This is a genomic window from Bifidobacterium sp. ESL0763, assembly GCF_029433395.1.
In the GTDB taxonomy this organism is placed as follows: domain Bacteria; phylum Actinomycetota; class Actinomycetes; order Actinomycetales; family Bifidobacteriaceae; genus Bifidobacterium.
Window position 1 is genome coordinate 421,642 of the sequence record NZ_JAQTHW010000002.1, and the last position, 16,797, is coordinate 438,438.

Genomic DNA, 16,797 nt, shown 5'->3' on the forward strand with positions numbered 1-16,797 from the left:
TTAGAAGCGGAATAAAAACAATCTAACCGATAAGATGAATAAATAGTCTATAAGGTTAGAAAGAGATGAAAATGGCAAAGAAGCTCACTGAAAAAGAAGTTTTACAATTACTTGATATTCCAGATTTTAGGCATATGTCTAAAGATAAAATTATGACCTTTGCTTCAGCTATTCCTAATATGGATCCGAGCGTTGCTTTAACGGCGTTAAAGCAATTCCCGGATTTTGCAAAAACTTCTGTTTCGTTGATGACGGACGCTAAAGAAGTATTTGCTCAAGTGTTGGGGGACGCTTCCAAAAGCGATGATGCTTATTACCGTGCATGTGACATGGTCGTTGAAAATATTGAGGCCGCTTTAGCAGACGGGAAGATAACCCGAAAAGAGCGAAGTGAACTCATCGATAAAATGATGAATGTCTTGCAAATGATGTCTGAAAAGAATACTGAAAATAAGCAGTTTATTGGGAAAATTGCACAGCTAACTGCAGCGATCGCGATAGCAGGTATTTCTGCCGCTGCGATGGTTCTAGGCGTTAATGTTAACCTTAACCAAGTTAAAAAATAATTAAACGTTGAGTGGTAGGGGAGAAGAAGATTAGCCAGTGCCGTCACGCTGGTGAGATAGTGTGTAGAGTTCTGTTGTTGGCAGCGAAAGGGTCAATATTATGGTGAATGCTCAGGATGACGAGACGTACACGGCCGAGGGGTCGCGGCTGATCTGGATCGACTGCGAGATGACCGGCCTCGATATCTTCGGCGGCGACGAGCTGGTCGAGGTCTCCGTGGTGCCGACCGACTTCAACCTGAAGGTGCTCGACGAAGGCGTGGATTACGTCATCAAGCCCTCGCAGAAGGCCGTCGACCACATGGGCGACTTCGTGCGCGCCATGCACACCCGCTCCGGGCTCATCAACGAGTGGGAGCACGGCCTGAGCCTGGCCGAGGCCGAGAAGAAGGTCAGCGAGTATGTCGCCCGCTTCACGCCCGCCGGCGTCAAGCCGCTGCTCGCCGGCAACACCATCGGCAGCGACAAGAAGTACCTCGACCACTTCATGCCCGATTTCATGAGCCACCTGCACTATCGCAGCATCGACGTCAGCACCATCAAGGAGCTGGCCCGCCGCTGGTACCCGGCCGTCTACGCCAACCGTCCGCCCAAGAACGGTGGCCACCGCGCCCTCGCCGACATCATCGAGTCGCTGGACGAGCTGCGCTACTACCGCGAGGCCTTCATGGCCCCGGCTCCCGGCCCGGACGAGGCCCAGGCCAAGAAGATCGAGGCCGACATCGAGAAGACCAGTCTGCTCAACAAGTAGAAACCAGGGCTGCGTTGAAAAGCAGAAAAATCACCTCGATAATCTGCTTTTCAGCGCATTTGAATGTGAACTTGCGTCAAAAAGCAGATTTGAGGGCTTGATTTTCTGCTTTTCAACGCAATGCGGGTTGATGATACGACGGTAACATGACGAGGAAAGCAGGAATGGCATGAAGCAGGCGGAGGCGCTGACGATTCTTGGCGCGGGGGCGAACGCGTTCATCACCGGTGCTCCCGGCGCCGGCAAGACCTACGTCCTGAACGAGTTCATCCGCTCGGCCCGTGCCCGCGGAGCGTCCGTCGCCGTCACCGCATCCACCGGCATCGCCGCCACGCACATCAACGGCCAGACCATCCACTCCTGGTCCGGCGTCGGCGTCTCGCAGGTGATGACCGAGACGCTGATGAAGCGGATCCGCTCGCGCCGCAAACGCAAGATCGAGTCGGCCGACATCCTCGTGATCGACGAGGTCTCCATGCTGCCCGCGTGGCTCTTCGACATGGTAGACAACGTCTGCCACGTGCTGCGCCACAGCCCCGAGCCCTTCGGCGGACTGCAGCTGGTGCTTTCCGGTGACTTCTTCCAGCTGCCACCGGTCAAGAAGTCGTTCAGACGCGACGACGTGCCGCCGAGCCCCGAGTTCCTGATGTCGCGCCAGCGCTACGCCGACGCGGGCAAGGACGCCGACGGCTTCGTCACCCAGTCCCTCGTCTGGGACGAGCTCAACCCCGTGGTCTGCTACCTGACCGAGCAGCACCGCCAGGACGACGGACAGCTGCTCACGGTCCTGACCGACATCCGCGAGGGCGACGTGACCCAGGAGGACCACGACGTGCTCGCCGGGCGCATGGGCAAGTCGCCGGCGGACGGGGACGTGGCCGTGCACCTCTTCCCGGTCAACAAGCAGGCTGACACACTCAACGATTTGCGGCTTTCGCAGATCCATGACGAGACGCACGAATACACCGCCGAATCGGCCGGGCCGGCGAACCTGGTCAAGCGGCTCAAGAAGAACATGCTGGCCCCCGAGAAGCTGGAGCTCAAGACCGGGGCGGCGGTGATGGCGCTGCGCAACGATGCCGACCACCAATATGTCAACGGCTCCATCGGCAAGGTTCAGGGATTCGCCTCGCAGGGCAAGGGCGGCTGGCCGATCGTCGCCTTCGAGAACGGCAACACCGTGACCATGAAGCAGGCCTCGTGGGACATGATGGACGGCGAGACCGTGCTGGCCAGCGTCAAGCAGGTGCCGCTGCGCTGCGCGTGGGCCATCACCATCCACAAGTCGCAGGGCATGACCCTCGACCGTGCCGTGATGAACCTGCGCCGAACCTTCGCGCCCGGCATGGGCTATGTGGCCCTTTCCCGTGTGGAGAACCTCGACGGACTCTACCTCGACGACATCAGCGAGCGCGCGTTCCTGGTCTCGCCCGACGCCGTCCTGCTCGACGGCGAGCTGCGCGACAATTCCAAGGCCGCCTGCGCCAGGCTGGCCGACGAGGGGAGCGAGGCCTTCACCAAGCGGGCCGCCGGCCAGCTGGAAGGCGACGAGGACGAGTTCGGCCAGGCCGAGCTGTTCTGATCCCAACGGCGCGATTTAGGCTTGTCCGCGCGGCCGCCAATGTCGGCTCGCGCGAATAATTTAGGGACTATGACAAAAGCACTTCGTATGTCCACCATGTTCCTGCGCACCCTGCGCGAGGACCCCGCCGACGCCGACGTTGATTCGGCGCGCCTGCTGCAGCGCGCGGGCTATATCCGCAAGGCCGCGCCCGGCATCTGGACCTGGCTGCCGCTGGGCCTGAAGGTCCTGAACAAGATCGAGGCCGTGGTTCGCGAGGAGGTCGACGGCATCGGCGGCCAGGAGGTACACTTCCCGGCCCTGCTGCCCAAGGAGCCCTATGAGGCCACGCATCGCTGGGAGGAATACGGCGAGAACATCTTCCGCCTGAAGGACCGCCACGAGGCCGACTACCTGCTGGCCCCGACCCACGAGGAGATGTTCACCCTGCTGGTGAAGGACATGTATTCGTCCTACAAGGACCTGCCGGTCACCCTCTATCAGATCCAGACCAAGTACCGTGACGAGTTCCGTCCGCGCGCGGGCCTGGTGCGCGGCCGCGAGTTCATCATGGAGGACGGTTATTCCTTCACCATCGACGAGGAGGGCCTCAAGAAGGCCTACGTCGAGGAGCGCGACGCCTACGAACGCATCTTCAAGCGCCTCGACCTCGGCTACATCATGGTCCACGCGGTCTCCGGGCCCATGGGCGGCTTCGAGTCGCAGGAGTTCCTCTCTCCGATGCCTATCGGCGAGGACACCTTCGCCAAGGCGCCGAGCGGCAAGGCATGGAACGTCGAGGCGCTGACGACCCCCGAGGTGCCGGCCATCGATTGCTCCAAGACCCCGGCGATGAGCCTGAAGGACCTGCCCGAGGCCGGCAGCGTCGACGAGATGGTCGCCCAGTGCGACAAGCTCTACCCGCGCCAGGACGGCCGCGGCTGGGCCGCCACCGATATGCTGAAGAACGTGGTCATCGCGGTCAAGCATCCGGGCGAGCCCGATGACGAGAACGAGGACCATCGCAAGCCGTGGCGCGAGGTCGTGGTCGTGGCGCTGCCCGGCGACCGTCAGGTCGACATGAAGCGTCTGGAGGCGCAGTTCGCCCCCGCCGAGATCGAGGAGGCCAACGAGGCCGACCTCAAGGCGCATCCGGAACTGGTCAAGGGCTACATCGGCCCGAACGTGCTCGGCCCGCAGGCGCGCGTCGAGGGTTCCGAGATCAAGGACCCCGTGCGCTATCTGATCGACGCGCATATCGCGCAAGGTTCCGCTTGGGTCACCGGCGGCGACAAGGCCGGCGTCGACGCCTTCGACATGGTCTACGGCCGTGACTTCAAGGCCGATGGCACCGTCGAGGCGACCGAGGTGCGCGACGGCGACATGAGCCCCGACGGCTCCGGCCCCTTAAGCTTCGAGCGCGGCGTGGAGATCGGACAGGTCTTCCAGCTCGGCCTGAAGTATTCCGAGGCGCTCGGCCTGAAGGTCTTGAACCAGAACGGCAAGGCCGTGCCGGTGTGGATGGGCAGCTATGGCATCGGCGTCTCGCGCGTCATGGCCTGCATCGCCGAGACCCATCACGACGACAAGGGCCTGGCCTGGCCGGTCAACATCGCGCCCGCCGCGGTGCACGTGGTGGCCACGGGCAAGAAGGACGAGGCGTTCGCCGGCGCCGAGAAGCTGGTGGAGGAGCTGGAGGCCAAGGGCCTCGAGGTCATCTACGACGACCGTAAGAAGGTCTCGCCCGGCGTCAAGTTCAAGGACGCCGAGCTGCTGGGTGTGCCGCTGGTGGCCGTGGTCGGCCGCGACTTCCTCAACGACGGCACCATCGAGGTGCGCGACCGCAACGGGGAGAACCTGGTGAAGGTTCCCGCCGCCGAGGCCGCCGGCACCCTGGCGAAGCGTTACGAGGCGATGCTGTAAATCGTTTGATGCGCTGATGGCAGCGCACTCCGCTGGCGGGCCGTTCCGATTTCTCGGGGCGGCCCGTTCGCGTAGCTGTGGCGGCGTGGGCCCAGTGTGTGCAATGTCACTTGGCAATTCGCGCAAACATGGGATTCCCGAGGCGCCGGTAGTCTATGATTGATAATAGAAATCAATGGATCGCACTGATGGGTCCATCCGGTTTCCGCAATCGAAATCGTATGTTTCGCTCCACAACAGGGTGGATGCGAAATGTTTGACGAAAGAAGGCAATGATGCAGAACCTAACCGTACTGGGCACAGGCACACTCGGCTCCCAGATCATCTTCCAGTCCGCCTACAGCGGCAAGGACGTGGCCGCCTACGACATCAGCGACGAGATCCTCGCCAAGCTGCCGGATCGCTGGGAGCAGCTCAAGGACAACTACCGCCACGACGTCAAGGGCGTGAGCGAGGAGAAGCTCGATGCCGCGGTCGCCCGCATCCGTCCGACGGCCGACATCAAGGAGGCCCTCAAGGACGCCGACATCGTCATCGAGGCGGTCCCCGAGCGTCTCGACATCAAGCAGGACACCTGGAAGAAGGTCAGCGAGAACGCGCCGGCCAAGACGATCTTCTGCACCAACTCCTCGACCCTGCCGCCGAGCAAGATCGCGCCGTTCACCGACCGCCCCGAGAAGTTCCTGTGCCTGCACTTCGCCAACGAGGTGTGGAAGTACAACACCGGCGAGGTGATGGTGCAGCCCAAGACCGACCCGGCCGTCTTCGAGCAGGTCGCCAAGTTCGCCGAGGAGATCGGCATGGTCCCCATCCGCATCAAGAAGGAGCAGCCGGGCTACCTGCTCAATTCGCTGCTGGTGCCGCTGCTGGACGCCGCCGCGGACCTGTGGGTCCGCGACGTGGCCTCGATCGAGGATATCGACAAGACCTGGCGCATCGCCACCGGCTCGCCGCTCGGCCCGTTCCAGATGCTCGACGTCGTCGGCATGATGACGCCCTACAACCTCAACAAGGACGCCACCGATCCGGTCATGAAGGAGTTCGGCCGCCGCATCAAGGAGGACTACATCGACAAGGGCCGGATGGGCAAGGCCTCCGGCCATGGCTTCTACGACTATGAGTGATCGCTGAAGCGTCGCCGGTCGCTTCGCCGACGACGTGACGCTGCGGGCGCCGTGCACCTTCGGGTGTGCGGCGCTTTCGCATTCGAGGGGCTGGTGGGAAAGGGATGCTGGGTTATGCGTTTGGTTTGTGTCGGTGTGGTGACGCTTGGCGTGGTCGGTTGGGATGTGGTTGGTTTGGATGTGGCTGGTCTTGGTCAGGTCTGGTTGACTTGGTCGGGTTTGGTTGGGTCCGGTTAGGCCAGGTTCGGTTGGTTCGTTCCGAATGCCAGCTATTAATTGGACATGAGTAACATTGTTGGATGGTTCGAGGTCGAGTTATCCACATTTTTACCGCGACACGCCGATGATGCCAACCGTTCGACCACAGTGCCCGTTTCTCCTGTTCTCGCCACCGGATTCGCCGCATACTGGGTCTACCGCGGGAACCGCGCATCGAAGAGCGAAGGCGACGGGTCGTTGCGAATCCAATGGCAGCATCGCTTTCCGGTGGTTCCCGCAGTCCAACCTGACGGATGGAACGTTTATGGAACGAAGGAGCGAGGATGGCACAGCAAGGCACGGTGACGATTTCGGGATTTGTGGGCGCGGACCCGCAGAGTTTCGGCAAGGAAGGAGGTTCGGCGGCCTGTTCGTTCAGGATCGGCTGCACGCCGAGGTATTTCAACCAGACGGCCAACGAGTGGCGAGAGCGGCCGACCACATGGCTGACGGTCAAGGCCTATCGTATGCTGGCGCTCAACGTGCTCGCCTGCGTGCACAAGGGCGACCCGGTGGTGGCCACCGGCAGCCTGGTCACCGAGGAATGGACCCGGGACGGCACGTCGCACAGCAAGATGGTGATGGAGGCGACGGGTGTCGGCCATGACCTGGCGTTCGGCGTCTCGGCCTTCCAGCGCGTGAGGTCCGGCGTCAACGGCGGTGGCGGAGCGAACGGTACTGGTGGGCGCACCTGGCAGAGGCCGGCGGAGCGCACCGTCGCGGGTGGCGGCGGCCAGGCGGTTGGAGTGCAGCCCGGCGACATGCAGGTGGCGGCTTCCGGTGGTGACGGACAGTCCGGTGTCGGAGGACAGCCGGGCATTCAGAACAACGGCCAAGCCGGTGGCCAACCAAATGATCAGGTAAACGGACAACCAGTCGATGGTCAGGTCGGTGGCCAGCCCATTGGCGATAACAGTGCCGGTGGTGGAGCGCAGGTGGGATCCGGCGGCGATGACGGGCAGGGCGAGGGTTCCGACCCGTGGGATGCCAGCGAGGTGTTCGGCTCGTCGGAGCCCGAGCATGCTGAGGACTCGGCGGCTTCGGAGAACCGGCAACCAGAGCGCCAGCCCGCGTGATGACGATTCATGTGGTGTTGGCCCGCATCCGTCTGTCGGCATGGCGGTAGGCCGGGCGCGAGCGGCTTGGCCCGTTTCGGCAGAGGTAAGTACGAGTTTACGGGTATCTGCCTGCTGGTGCCGCGGCATGCCGTGGCACCCCAAATGAAGGGGATGGGGATTCTCGGGATGGTTCTTGGCCGAGTACATAAGTGGCGGCGTCGCGGAACGATGTCCACGGTGCCGCCGCCTCGAAGCTCGGTCGATGCGATCTACCAGATGTGCACGCGCTGCTCCGGGTCGAGCCACAGCTTGTTGCCGTCGTTGACGTCGAAGGCCCGGTAGAAGAGGTTGACGTTGCGCACGATGCCGTTGGTGCGGAACTCGGCGGGGGAGTGCGGGTCGATCTGCAGGTACTGCTCGGTGAGCTCCACGCGCTGCGCGGTCCGCCAGATCGAGGAATAGCTCAGGAAGAAGCGCTGCAGGCCGGTGAACCCGTCGATCACGGGCGCCTGCTCCAGCGTGCGGGCCACGCCCTCGTCGGAACCGTCCAGCGGCTGGCCGTTGGCCTTGTCGAGGGCGAACGCGTAGGCCTTGAGGCTGATGTTGACGCCGCTCAGGTCGCCGATGTTCTCGCCGATGGTCAGCGCCCCGTTGACATGCGGCGCCTTGTCGGGCTCGTCGGCGTACTTCTCCGCGAGCTGCGAGGGCACGAAGCCGTTGTACTGCGCGATCAGCGCCTCGGTGAGCTTCTTGAAGTTGGCCTTGTCGTCCTTGGTCCACCAGTCATGGAGCCTGCCGTCGCCGTCGTACTGGCTGCCCTGGTCGTCGAAGCCATGGCCGATCTCGTGGCCGATCACCGCGCCGATGCCACCGTAGTTCGCGGCGTCGTCGGCCTCCGGGTTGAAGAAGGGGGGCTGCAGGATCGCGGCGGGGAAGACGATGACGTTCATGGACGGCTCGTAGTAGGCGTTGACGGTCTGCGGGTTCATCAGCCATTCCCCGCGGTCCACCGGCTTGCCGACCTTCGCCAGCTGGAAGCCGAGCTCGTAGATCGTGGCGGCGCGCAGGTTGTCGACCAGGCCCGCGCCGGGGCGGATGTCGAGGGCCGTGTAGTCGCGCCAGTGGTTGGTGTAGCCGATCATCGGCGTGAACTTGTCGAGCTTCTCCAGCGCCTTGGCCTTGGTGCCCTCGCCGAGCCACTTGCTGGAGGAGATGGAGACGCGGTAGCCCTCGATGAGGTTGGCGACCAGCTGCTCCATGCGCGTCTTCGAGCTTTCGGGGAAGTGCAGGCGCACGTACTCGCGGCCGACCTCCTCGCCGCAGATGCCGTTGACCGTCGAGACGGCGCGCTTCCAGCGGTCACGCTGCTTCCTGGCACCGGAGAGGGCGCGGCCGTAGAAGTCGAAATGTGCCTTGTCGAAGTCGGAGCCCAGCGCGCCGGCCCAGCCGCAGATCAGCGAGACCCGGGCCCACAGCTTGAGCTCTTCGAGCGAGGCCTGCTGCCAGAAGGCGTCGAGCCCGCTCAGGAAGCTCGGCTCATGGACGATGACGCGCGAGAACGCGGCCTTCAGGTCGATCGGCTGCGCCTTCGACGCGGGCGCGGCGTCGTAGGCCCGCTGCCAGGCGTCGATCCAGGAGACGAGGTCGAAGTGGTCCAACGTGGCGGCCAGATCGGCGAAATCGGTGGGGTTGCAGGTCTTCTGGGAATCCCTGGTGGCCACGTTGTCCCAATGGTTGGCGGCGATGCGCGTCTCGACGTCGAGCAGGCTCTGCGCCTGCTGCGTGGCTTCGGCGCCCTCGACGTAGCCGGCGAGCGTGAGCAGCCTGGCGACCATCGCAACGTAGCGCTCGCGGATGGGGGCGTACTGGTCCTGGCGGTAATAGGCCTCGTCGGGCAGGCCGATGCCGCCCTGCTCGATGTGCATGATGTTGTGCTCGGGGTCGTCGGGGTCGCCGTAGACGCCGAAGTCGAAGAGATCCGGGCCTCCGGTGACGTTGAGCGAGCCGAGCGCCCGGGTGAGTTCGGCCTTGCTCTGCGCGCCGTCGACCAGCTTGAGGTCGGGGGCGATGGGGGTGATGCCCGCGGCGTCGATGGCGTCGGTGTCGAGGAAGGAGCGGTAAAGGCTCTGCGACTTGCGCGCGGGGCAGTCCTCGCTTTCGAGGATGTCTCGGATCTGCGCCTCCGCGTCCTCGGCGAGCTTGTCGAAGGCGCCGAAACGGGAGCGGTCGTCGGGCAGGACGTAGGTGTCGATCCATGGTCCGTTGACGTAGCGGAACAGGTCGTCGGCGGGGTTGATGGTGCTGGAGAATGAGGTCGTATCGAGGCCTGAAACCATAGGTGTTGACATGGGTCCACTGTATCGGCGTTCGCTGACAACAACGGCTGTCCGCAATCGGTTGAGAAAGGCGCGATTCGGCGTTTTCCGCAGGCACATCGACTATGCTCATGGCGTTGCCGGACGGGAACCGGAATAGCCTGTGGCGTCCACATGTTGTGTAGGGGGACGGACGGACCGTGGGTCTCGTCCGCATCGCAAGCAAGCGAATGAAGGAGTTGGTATGCAAGACCAGGATATGCGCGGGGGCGCGGATGGCCAGGACGCTCGGAACATGAACGGGAACGGCGGCGAGGGCTACGGCCCCTATGCCAGCGACCCGAACCAATACAACCAAAATGGCCAGTACGGTCAGCCCGGGCAAGGGCAGTATGGCCAGCCGGGTGCGCAGCCCGGCCGCGACAATGGATTCGCCGGCGGCCCGAACGGCGGCTGGCGGCCCGGCGAGCCCGGCAGCAGCGAATGGTGGAGGATGAACCCCTTCAAGCTCGCCGAGCAGTGGCTGCCGAAGAAGGCCAAGCGCATGATCCGCACCATCTACGGCGTCGTCGGCGTGGTGGCCGTCCTGCTCGGCCTGGCGCTGCTGATCTGGCCTGGCAAGACCCTCGTCGTCTTCGCGGTGGCCCTGGGCATCTACTTCCTGGTCTCCGGCATCGTCCGTGTCATCGGCGCGATCGTGGAGAACGGGCTGCCGGGAGGCTGGCGCGTGCTCGACATCCTGGTCGGCATCCTGCTGGCGATCGGCGGCGTGGTGATGCTCAAGAACACCGTGATCTCCACCGCCATGCTCACCATTCTGACCACGCTCGCCGTGGGCCTCGGCTGGATTATGGAGGGTATCATGGCACTGGTGGAGACCTGGCACCTGCCGAGCTCCGGCTGGGCCATCTTCTATGGCATCGTCTCGATCCTCGCCGGCATCGTCGTGCTCGTCTCCCCGTTCGCCTCGATGATCTGGCTTATCGTGTTCGCCGGATGCGCGATGGTCGTCATGGGCGTCGTCGCCATCGTGCGCGCCTTCCGCTTCGGCAGGCGCTGAGCCCGCCGAACCCACCGCCGCCGCCCCTGCCGCGATCGTATTCGTGGCAGGGGCGGCTACGTTTTCCGGGCATGGTTTCGTAGGCGTTTTCGAGGCCATCGATGCCATGTCGCGTCCGTATCGTCGCGGTATCGCCACCATGGCGAAGCCGTATCATCGCCACATCGTGGCGGCCGCGGTGATTGTTGGGCGAGCGAAGTAGGGTGAAGGCATGATCGAATTGAAGACACCCAAGGAAATCGCCTCGATGAAGGTCGCCGGCCGCTTCGTCGGCAGCATCCTCAAAGAGCTGAAGGAGACCACCAAGGTCGGTACCAACCTGCTCGAGATCGACGACCTGGTGCGCCGCCGCATCGAAAGCCGAAAGGGCGCCGAGTCCTGCTACGTGGACTACGCCCCCGACTTCGGCACCGGCCCGTTCAAGCACTACATCTGCACCTCCGTCAACGACGCCGTGCTGCACGGCGTGCCCTACGACTACGCCCTGAAGGACGGCGACCTCGTCAGCCTCGACCTGGCCATCAGCGTCGACGGATGGTGCGGCGACTCCGCGGTGAGCTTCGTGGTCGGCAAGGACCCGAACCCGGAGGACCTTGCCCTGATCAAGTGCACCGAGGACGCGCTCGCGGCAGGCATCGCGGCGGCCCAGTCCGGCAACCGCCTCGGCGACGTGTCGGCGGCGGTCGGCGAGGTGGCCCACGAGCACGGCTACACCGTCAACATGGAGTTCGGCGGCCACGGCATCGGCCACGTGATGCACGGCGATCCGTTCGTGCCCAACGACGGCAAGGCCCACCACGGCTTCAAGCTGCGCCCGGGCCTGACGATCGCGATCGAGCCCTGGTTCATGAAGTCCACCGACGAGATCTACCAGGACGCCAAGGACGGCTGGACCCTGCGCAGCTCCGACGGCTCCAACGGCGCCCACAGCGAGCACACCATCGCCATCACCGACAATGGCCCGGAGATCCTGACCGTGCGCGAGTAGCGTCGTGTCGCGGGCATGTTCCGCGTTCGCTTTCCACTTACAGCGGCATCCATGGATTCGGTCCGTGGGTGCCGTTTCCGTTTCCGTATCCTTATCGAGCAATACGCGCAAGGCCGCGAGTAATCTCGCCATGGCCGTGTCCACGTCCGTGATGATGGGTACAACCGGCGGAATGTACGCTACGTGGACATCGCGCCGGCGAGTTTACATTCATGAAATAAGGTGAGGCCCATCACGGGCGGCGCAGGGCCTCCCGGACCCGCGGACGCAAGCTTCCAGACGCGGCGCGGGCGACGAGGAAAGGTGGATGCCATGGCGCAGGCGAAACTCAATGTGGACGCGAGCAAGTTCGACCTGCCCGTGGTCAAGGCCACGCAGGGCCCCGACGGCATCATGGTCTCCAGCCTCGCCAACGACGGCTTCGTCACCCTCGACCCCGGCTTCCTCACCACCGCGCAATGCGAGTCGAAGATCACCTTCATCGACGGCAAGAACTCGGTGCTGCTCTACCGCGGCTACCCGATCGAGCAGCTGTGCGAGCAGTCCGACTTCCTCGAGGTCGCCTGGCTGCTGCGCCACGGCGAGCTGCCCAGCCGCGCCGAATACGACCGGTTCTGCGCCGATTTGAACCACCGCACGATGGTGGGCGAGGACTTCCGCAGCTTCATGGCCTCGTTCCCGCGCGCCGCCCAGCCGATGAGCGTGCTCGCCTCGGCGATCAACGCGCTCGCGGCCTTCTATCCCGACACCACCGACATCACCGACCCCGGCAAGCTCGACGAGGCCTCGCGCATCATCATGGCCAAGGCCCGCACCATCGTCAGCTACATCTACCGCCGTCGCCGCGACGAGCCGATGCTCTACCCGGACGTGGCGCGCGGCTACGTCGACGACTTCCTGCGCATGTGCTTCGCCGTGCCCTACGAGCCCTACGAATCCGACGATCTTTCCATCCACGCGCTGGGCCGGCTGCTCATCATCCACGCCGACCACGAGCAGAACTGCTCCACCTCGGTGGTGCGCATCGCCGGCTCCGCGCACGCCAACCTCTATTCGGCCATCGCGGCCGGGGTCAACGCGCTGTCAGGCCCGCTGCACGGCGGCGCCAACGAGGCGGTGCTGCGCCAGCTCGAGGTCATTCGTGATTCCGGCGAATCCGTCGCCAGCTTCGTCGAGGACGCGAAGAGGAACGGCACCCGCATCTCCGGTTTCGGCCACCGCGTCTACAAGTGCCACGACCCGCGCGCCGAGGTGGCCAAGCACTATCTGCAGGAGCTGATGGCGCGCGGCGACGTGGACGACCGGCTTCCCGCCGACGAGCGCGCCCTGTTCGACATCGCCACGCAGCTGGAGGACATCGCCACGCACGACGACTACTTCGTCTCGCGCCATCTCTACCCGAACGTCGATTTCTACACCGGCCTTCTCTACCGGATCATCGGCTTCGAGCCGGCGATGTTCACCCCGCTCTTCGCGCTTGGCCGCATCCCCGGCTGGATCGCGCAATACCGCGAGATGCTGGCCGATCCCGGCACCAGGATCGGCCGTCCACGCCAGGTCTACACAGGTAGGACCCGGCGCGACTACGTGCCCATGGACCAGCGGTAGGGCGACTATTCACCCAAGCGAAAGGCCGGTCGAAGGCGTTTCGATATTGGCGTGGTACCAACGTTCGCAACGTCCGCCGACCGGCCTTTCGCCGTCAAAGCGCGGCATGGCTCAGTTCTTGTGCAGCTTCTCGTTCAGGGCGATGCCGACCTTGCGGTAGCGCGCCTCGATGGTGCCGCTCACCGAGTTGCGGATGAAGAGGATGTTGTCGCGTCCGGAGAGCTCCGAGCCCTTGACGACCTCGAGCGGCTCGCCGGCGGCGATCCTCGCCTTGTCGTGGATGGTGATCTTGGTACCGGCGGTGACGTAGAGGCCGGCCTCCACCACGCAGTTGTCGCCGAGGCTGATGCCGATGCCGGCGTTCGCGCCCAGCAGGCTGTGCTCGCCGATGGAGTTGCGCAGCTTGCCGCCGCCCGAAAGCGTGCCCATGATCGACGAGCCGCCGCCGACGTCCGAGCCGTCGCCGACCACGACGCCCTGAGAGACGCGTCCCTCGATCATCGAGGTGCCGAGCGTGCCGGCGTTGAAGTTGACGAAGCCGGCGTGCATCACGGTGGTGCCAGAGGCCAGGTGGGCGCCCAGCCGCACCCGGTCCGCGTCGCCGATGCGCACGCCGTCGGGCACCACGTAGTCGACCATGCGCGGGAACTTGTCGACGCCGAGCACGTTGACCTCGACGCGGGGAGCGGCCATGCCACCCGCCAAGCCCGCCTTCGCCTGCGCGCCCATGACGTCCATCTTGCGCAGCGCGAAGTCCTCGACGGCGAACGGACCGTAGTTGGTCCACACCACGTTCGAAAGCGCGGCGAAGATGCCGTCGAGGTTCAGGGTGTTGGGCTTGGCCATGCGCATGCTCAGCAGGTGCAGGCGCAGGTAGGCGTCGGCCGCGTCGGCGATGGGGGAGTCGAGCCGGGAGACGGTGAATACCGGCATGCGGCGCACGCCACGGGCGTCCGGCTCACTGTGCGCCAGCGCGTCGAATCCGTGGTTCGGGCGCTCGGCCTCTGCGGGTGCCGCGCCCAGCTCGAGCTTCGGGTACCAGACGTCCAACGTGTGGCCCGCCCCATCGATGGAGGCCAGGCCCCAGCCCCATGCCGTGCGTTCTTCGCTCATGCTTCGCTCCTTCATGCTTCTGCTTTTGAGTGGATGGTTGTGCCGTCCAGTCTATACGCGCGCCGCCGTGGCGTCGTCGGGATGTCAAGGAACAAGACGGTTTATGGGACGGCTTGCGCCGGAGATGGTAGCAACGTCAGGGGTTATCGTGCCTCAGCGCCGACCGCTGTGGCGCGGCCCTGCCGATCCCGCCGTCCTGAAGCGGTTCGTCGCGGCCACGACGCCCAGGCAGGCCAGTGCGGCGGCCACGAGTTCCGCCAGATAGGCCCATGCGCGTCGGACGCCTGTGAGGGGAATGGCATGTCGCACCGAGCGAATGGTGACCGACTGTGGCGAGGAGACGTTGTGGGCATGGTCGGCGGTCGTGTCCTCGGCGCTCAGCGACGCCTGGCCGGCTCCGTGCCCGGCGGTCTGCGAGGTGGTGAACGACCATGAGCCGTCCGCTCCGCTGGTGGTGGTGTCGCTCTGTCCGTCGGGCCAGGTGGCCGTGACAATGACGTGCGCCTCTCCGGTTCCGCCGGCCTTGCCGAGGGCCTTGCCGCTCAGAGGTGTGCCGGCCATGATGGTGCCGTGGTCGAGCGTCAGCGCCGGGGCGGTGATGTCCACGTTCGCCGAGCCGCTGTCGGCGATTGAGGCCACGGTCTCGCCGTCGTTGGCCGCATCGGTGGTGTCGAGCTCGGCAGTGAACGAGGCGTCCACGCCGGTTCCGGTCGCGTCGGGGAAGAACGAGGCGGGCAGGGAGGCGGACCAGGTGTAGGAATCGGCGACCCCGGTGGGGCTCAGCACGACGCCGCCCTGGCAGTGGCTGGTCGACGGCGCGATGGTGGCGCAGACGCGCACGGTGTCGCCGGCCTTCAGCCGTGTGGCGGTGCCGTCCACGCTCACCGCGCCGTCGGGCGTCGGCTGGTTGTGGTGCACGGTGATGGCGCCGATTTTGGGCATGGGCACGGTGGCCCACTGGGCGTAGAGGGTCTGCGGGCCGGCGGTGGGGCAGAGCTGTGAGCCTGCGGAGTATGTGGTGCCGGTGCCGCCGCGTTCGCTGTTCCAATCCCTGAAGACGCTGTGCGGCTTGCGCAGGCCGTGGCCTCCGGGCAGGGTCGAGGGCAGGTCGGTGAAGGTATCGGTGCTGGCGGGAGCTCCGGACCCGCCGTTGGCGTCGAAGGCGATGGTGGAGGCGACCCTGGTGACATAGGTGCCGGGCGAGCCCTGCCGGCTCAGGGAGGCGAGGTCGGTGTTGTGGCCGATGTAGGTGCCGTGCTCCGGCAGTGTGGTCGTGTTCGCGTCGTTGACGTGCACCCAGCCGATCGTGTTGCTTACCACGCTGAATGCCAGGGCGTTGAGATGGGTTCCAGAGCCGATGGTCAGCTTGCTCAGCCCCTGGGGCAGCGCCCTATCCATGATCGCAGACGAGTTTAGATTCCATCCGCTCAGATTCAGGTCGGTGACCGCGGAGCCGTTGAAGGCGTTGTTCATGTCCTGTACCTTGGAAGTGTTCCATTTCGAGACGTCGACGGAGGTGAGCGCTTTGGTATTGGTGAAGATCATCTGCATCTGGGTGACCTCGCTGGTGTTCCAATTCGAGACGTCCACCGATTCGAGGGCGTAGGCGTTGTGGAACGCGCCGCCGATGTAGAAGACCTTGGGCATGTCCCATTTCGAGACGTCCACATGGGTGAGGCTGTGTGTCTCCTCGAACATGCTGCCGATGCTCGTGGCGCTGCGCATGTCCCATTTCGACACGTCGATGGAGGAGAGCTTGGTGGCGAACCAGAACATGCCGCCGAAGATCATGACCTTTCCCGTGTCCCATTTTGAAACGTCGAGCGCGCCCAAGGCGTACGTCCTTTGGAATGTGGCGTTGAAATCGGTGGCGGCTCCGGTCTGCCAGTCGGCGCAGTCCACCGATTCGAGACGCTGGTCGTTGGTGAACATGTAGGAGGCTCCGTAGTCCTTCAACGTGAAGGTGTGGCCGTCGCAAGACATGGAACGCAGTGCTGGCATGTCCGAGAAGAGGCCGACATAGTGGTGGCCGTCGTAGTTCAGGTTGGTGGCGTCGGCCCCCTGGTGGCTGGCGGTCACCGTCAGGTCGCCTTCGAGCCGGATGGTAGTGATGGCGTCGGCGTAGGCCTTGTTGGTGATCCATGGGATGTCACTGGCGAGCACGCGTGGTCGGATGTCCGGCGAGGTGCCCGCCGAAAAATGCAGTGTGCAGCTACTTGAGCCGTCGTCGCTGATCCACCAGGTCGAGCTGCCCCAGGCGGCCGGGGATGTGGACACGCATGCCGAAATGGGGTCTAAGGTATCGGATACCGAGCGTGGAGAGATGGACGATGCGGTTTTTCGTGAGGGGGTGAGCGCAGTGGCATTCGGCACCATCGCCGTCAGAGAGAACAGGGTGGCGGCAAGCGTCAGCAGCGACATGACGCCGCGCAGGATGCCGATGCCTCTCATGTCTTTCCCTTGTGTGCTCGC

At 64.3% G+C, this 16,797-nt stretch carries 12 protein-coding genes; 9 read left to right on the forward strand and 3 right to left on the reverse strand.

The genetic code is table 11. From position 1 onward, the window contains the following. The first annotated feature begins 71 nt into the window (after nt 1-71). The 6 genes from PT282_RS02655 (at nt 72) to PT282_RS02680 (ending at nt 7,259) form a co-directional block, all read left to right on the forward strand. On the forward strand, nt 72-566 hold the full coding sequence (locus PT282_RS02655; RefSeq protein WP_277168034.1) for a hypothetical protein: 495 nt from the start codon (nt 72-74) through the stop codon (nt 564-566). Nucleotides 567-666: 100 nt separating this feature from the next. After that, a complete protein-coding gene (orn, locus tag PT282_RS02660) occupies nt 667-1,317 on the forward strand; it encodes an oligoribonuclease (RefSeq protein WP_277168035.1) in 651 nt (216 codons plus the stop codon). A gap of 169 nt (nt 1,318-1,486) precedes the next feature. Then, complete coding sequence (locus tag PT282_RS02665) at nt 1,487-2,899, forward strand: ATP-dependent RecD-like DNA helicase (RefSeq protein ID WP_277168036.1); 1,413 nt, start codon at nt 1,487-1,489, stop codon at nt 2,897-2,899. Nucleotides 2,900-2,986: 87 nt separating this feature from the next. Further along, nucleotides 2,987-4,801, forward strand: a complete 1,815-nt coding sequence (locus PT282_RS02670) for a proline--tRNA ligase (RefSeq protein ID WP_277168915.1) — start codon at nt 2,987-2,989, stop codon at nt 4,799-4,801. Nucleotides 4,802-5,073: 272 nt separating this feature from the next. After that, nucleotides 5,074-5,925 (forward strand): 3-hydroxyacyl-CoA dehydrogenase, encoded by an 852-nt coding sequence (locus tag PT282_RS02675; protein ID WP_277168037.1) that lies wholly within the window; start codon nt 5,074-5,076, stop codon nt 5,923-5,925. A gap of 542 nt (nt 5,926-6,467) precedes the next feature. Then, nucleotides 6,468-7,259, forward strand: a complete 792-nt coding sequence (locus PT282_RS02680) for a single-stranded DNA-binding protein (protein WP_277168038.1) — start codon at nt 6,468-6,470, stop codon at nt 7,257-7,259. A gap of 251 nt (nt 7,260-7,510) precedes the next feature. On the opposite strand, the gene PT282_RS02685 is transcribed toward PT282_RS02680, so the two are convergent. Beyond that, nucleotides 7,511-9,589 (reverse strand): M13 family metallopeptidase, encoded by a 2,079-nt coding sequence (locus PT282_RS02685; RefSeq protein ID WP_277168039.1) that lies wholly within the window; start codon nt 9,587-9,589, stop codon nt 7,511-7,513. Between the two features lie 211 nt (nt 9,590-9,800). On the opposite strand from PT282_RS02685, the gene PT282_RS02690 reads away from it, so the two are divergent. The 3 genes from PT282_RS02690 (at nt 9,801) to PT282_RS02700 (ending at nt 13,212) form a co-directional block, all read left to right on the forward strand. Further along, nucleotides 9,801-10,616: an HdeD family acid-resistance protein gene (locus PT282_RS02690; protein WP_277168040.1), complete on the forward strand. Its 816-nt coding sequence runs from the start codon at nt 9,801-9,803 to the stop codon at nt 10,614-10,616. A gap of 211 nt (nt 10,617-10,827) precedes the next feature. Then, entirely contained in the window at nt 10,828-11,604 is a 777-nt protein-coding gene (map, locus tag PT282_RS02695) for a type I methionyl aminopeptidase (protein ID WP_277168041.1), read from the forward strand. A 312-nt stretch (nt 11,605-11,916) separates the two neighbouring features. Continuing rightward, complete coding sequence (locus PT282_RS02700; protein WP_277168042.1) at nt 11,917-13,212, forward strand: citrate synthase; 1,296 nt, start codon at nt 11,917-11,919, stop codon at nt 13,210-13,212. Nucleotides 13,213-13,323: 111 nt separating this feature from the next. Here the strand turns inward: PT282_RS02700 and dapD are convergent, their stop codons facing one another. Together dapD and PT282_RS02710 are read right to left on the reverse strand one after the other, a co-directional pair. Then, the gene (gene dapD / locus PT282_RS02705; protein ID WP_277168043.1) at nt 13,324-14,325 is read right to left on the reverse strand and encodes a 2,3,4,5-tetrahydropyridine-2,6-dicarboxylate N-succinyltransferase; all 1,002 of its coding nucleotides are present in this window, start codon (nt 14,323-14,325) and stop codon (nt 13,324-13,326) included. 153 nt (nt 14,326-14,478) lie between these two features. Beyond that, on the reverse strand, nt 14,479-16,776 hold the full coding sequence (locus PT282_RS02710) for a BspA family leucine-rich repeat surface protein (protein WP_277168044.1): 2,298 nt from the start codon (nt 16,774-16,776) through the stop codon (nt 14,479-14,481). Nucleotides 16,777-16,797 lie beyond the last annotated feature (21 nt).

Excerpts from the sequence above, each read along its gene's own strand:
- PT282_RS02655 (WP_277168034.1), top strand. The coding sequence starts at position 72 with ATGGCAAAGAAGCTCACTGAAAAAGAAGTTTTACAATTACTTGATATT.
- orn (WP_277168035.1), top strand. The coding sequence starts at position 667 with ATGGTGAATGCTCAGGATGACGAGACGTACACGGCCGAGGGGTCGCGG.
- PT282_RS02665 (WP_277168036.1), top strand. The coding sequence starts at position 1,487 with ATGAAGCAGGCGGAGGCGCTGACGATTCTTGGCGCGGGGGCGAACGCG.
- PT282_RS02670 (WP_277168915.1), top strand. The coding sequence starts at position 2,987 with ATGTCCACCATGTTCCTGCGCACCCTGCGCGAGGACCCCGCCGACGCC.
- PT282_RS02675 (WP_277168037.1), top strand. The coding sequence starts at position 5,074 with ATGATGCAGAACCTAACCGTACTGGGCACAGGCACACTCGGCTCCCAG.
- PT282_RS02680 (WP_277168038.1), top strand. The coding sequence starts at position 6,468 with ATGGCACAGCAAGGCACGGTGACGATTTCGGGATTTGTGGGCGCGGAC.
- PT282_RS02685 (WP_277168039.1), bottom strand. The coding sequence starts at position 9,589 with ATGTCAACACCTATGGTTTCAGGCCTCGATACGACCTCATTCTCCAGC.
- PT282_RS02690 (WP_277168040.1), top strand. The coding sequence starts at position 9,801 with ATGCAAGACCAGGATATGCGCGGGGGCGCGGATGGCCAGGACGCTCGG.
- map (WP_277168041.1), top strand. The coding sequence starts at position 10,828 with ATGATCGAATTGAAGACACCCAAGGAAATCGCCTCGATGAAGGTCGCC.
- PT282_RS02700 (WP_277168042.1), top strand. The coding sequence starts at position 11,917 with ATGGCGCAGGCGAAACTCAATGTGGACGCGAGCAAGTTCGACCTGCCC.
- dapD (WP_277168043.1), bottom strand. The coding sequence starts at position 14,325 with ATGAGCGAAGAACGCACGGCATGGGGCTGGGGCCTGGCCTCCATCGAT.
- PT282_RS02710 (WP_277168044.1), bottom strand. The coding sequence starts at position 16,776 with ATGAGAGGCATCGGCATCCTGCGCGGCGTCATGTCGCTGCTGACGCTT.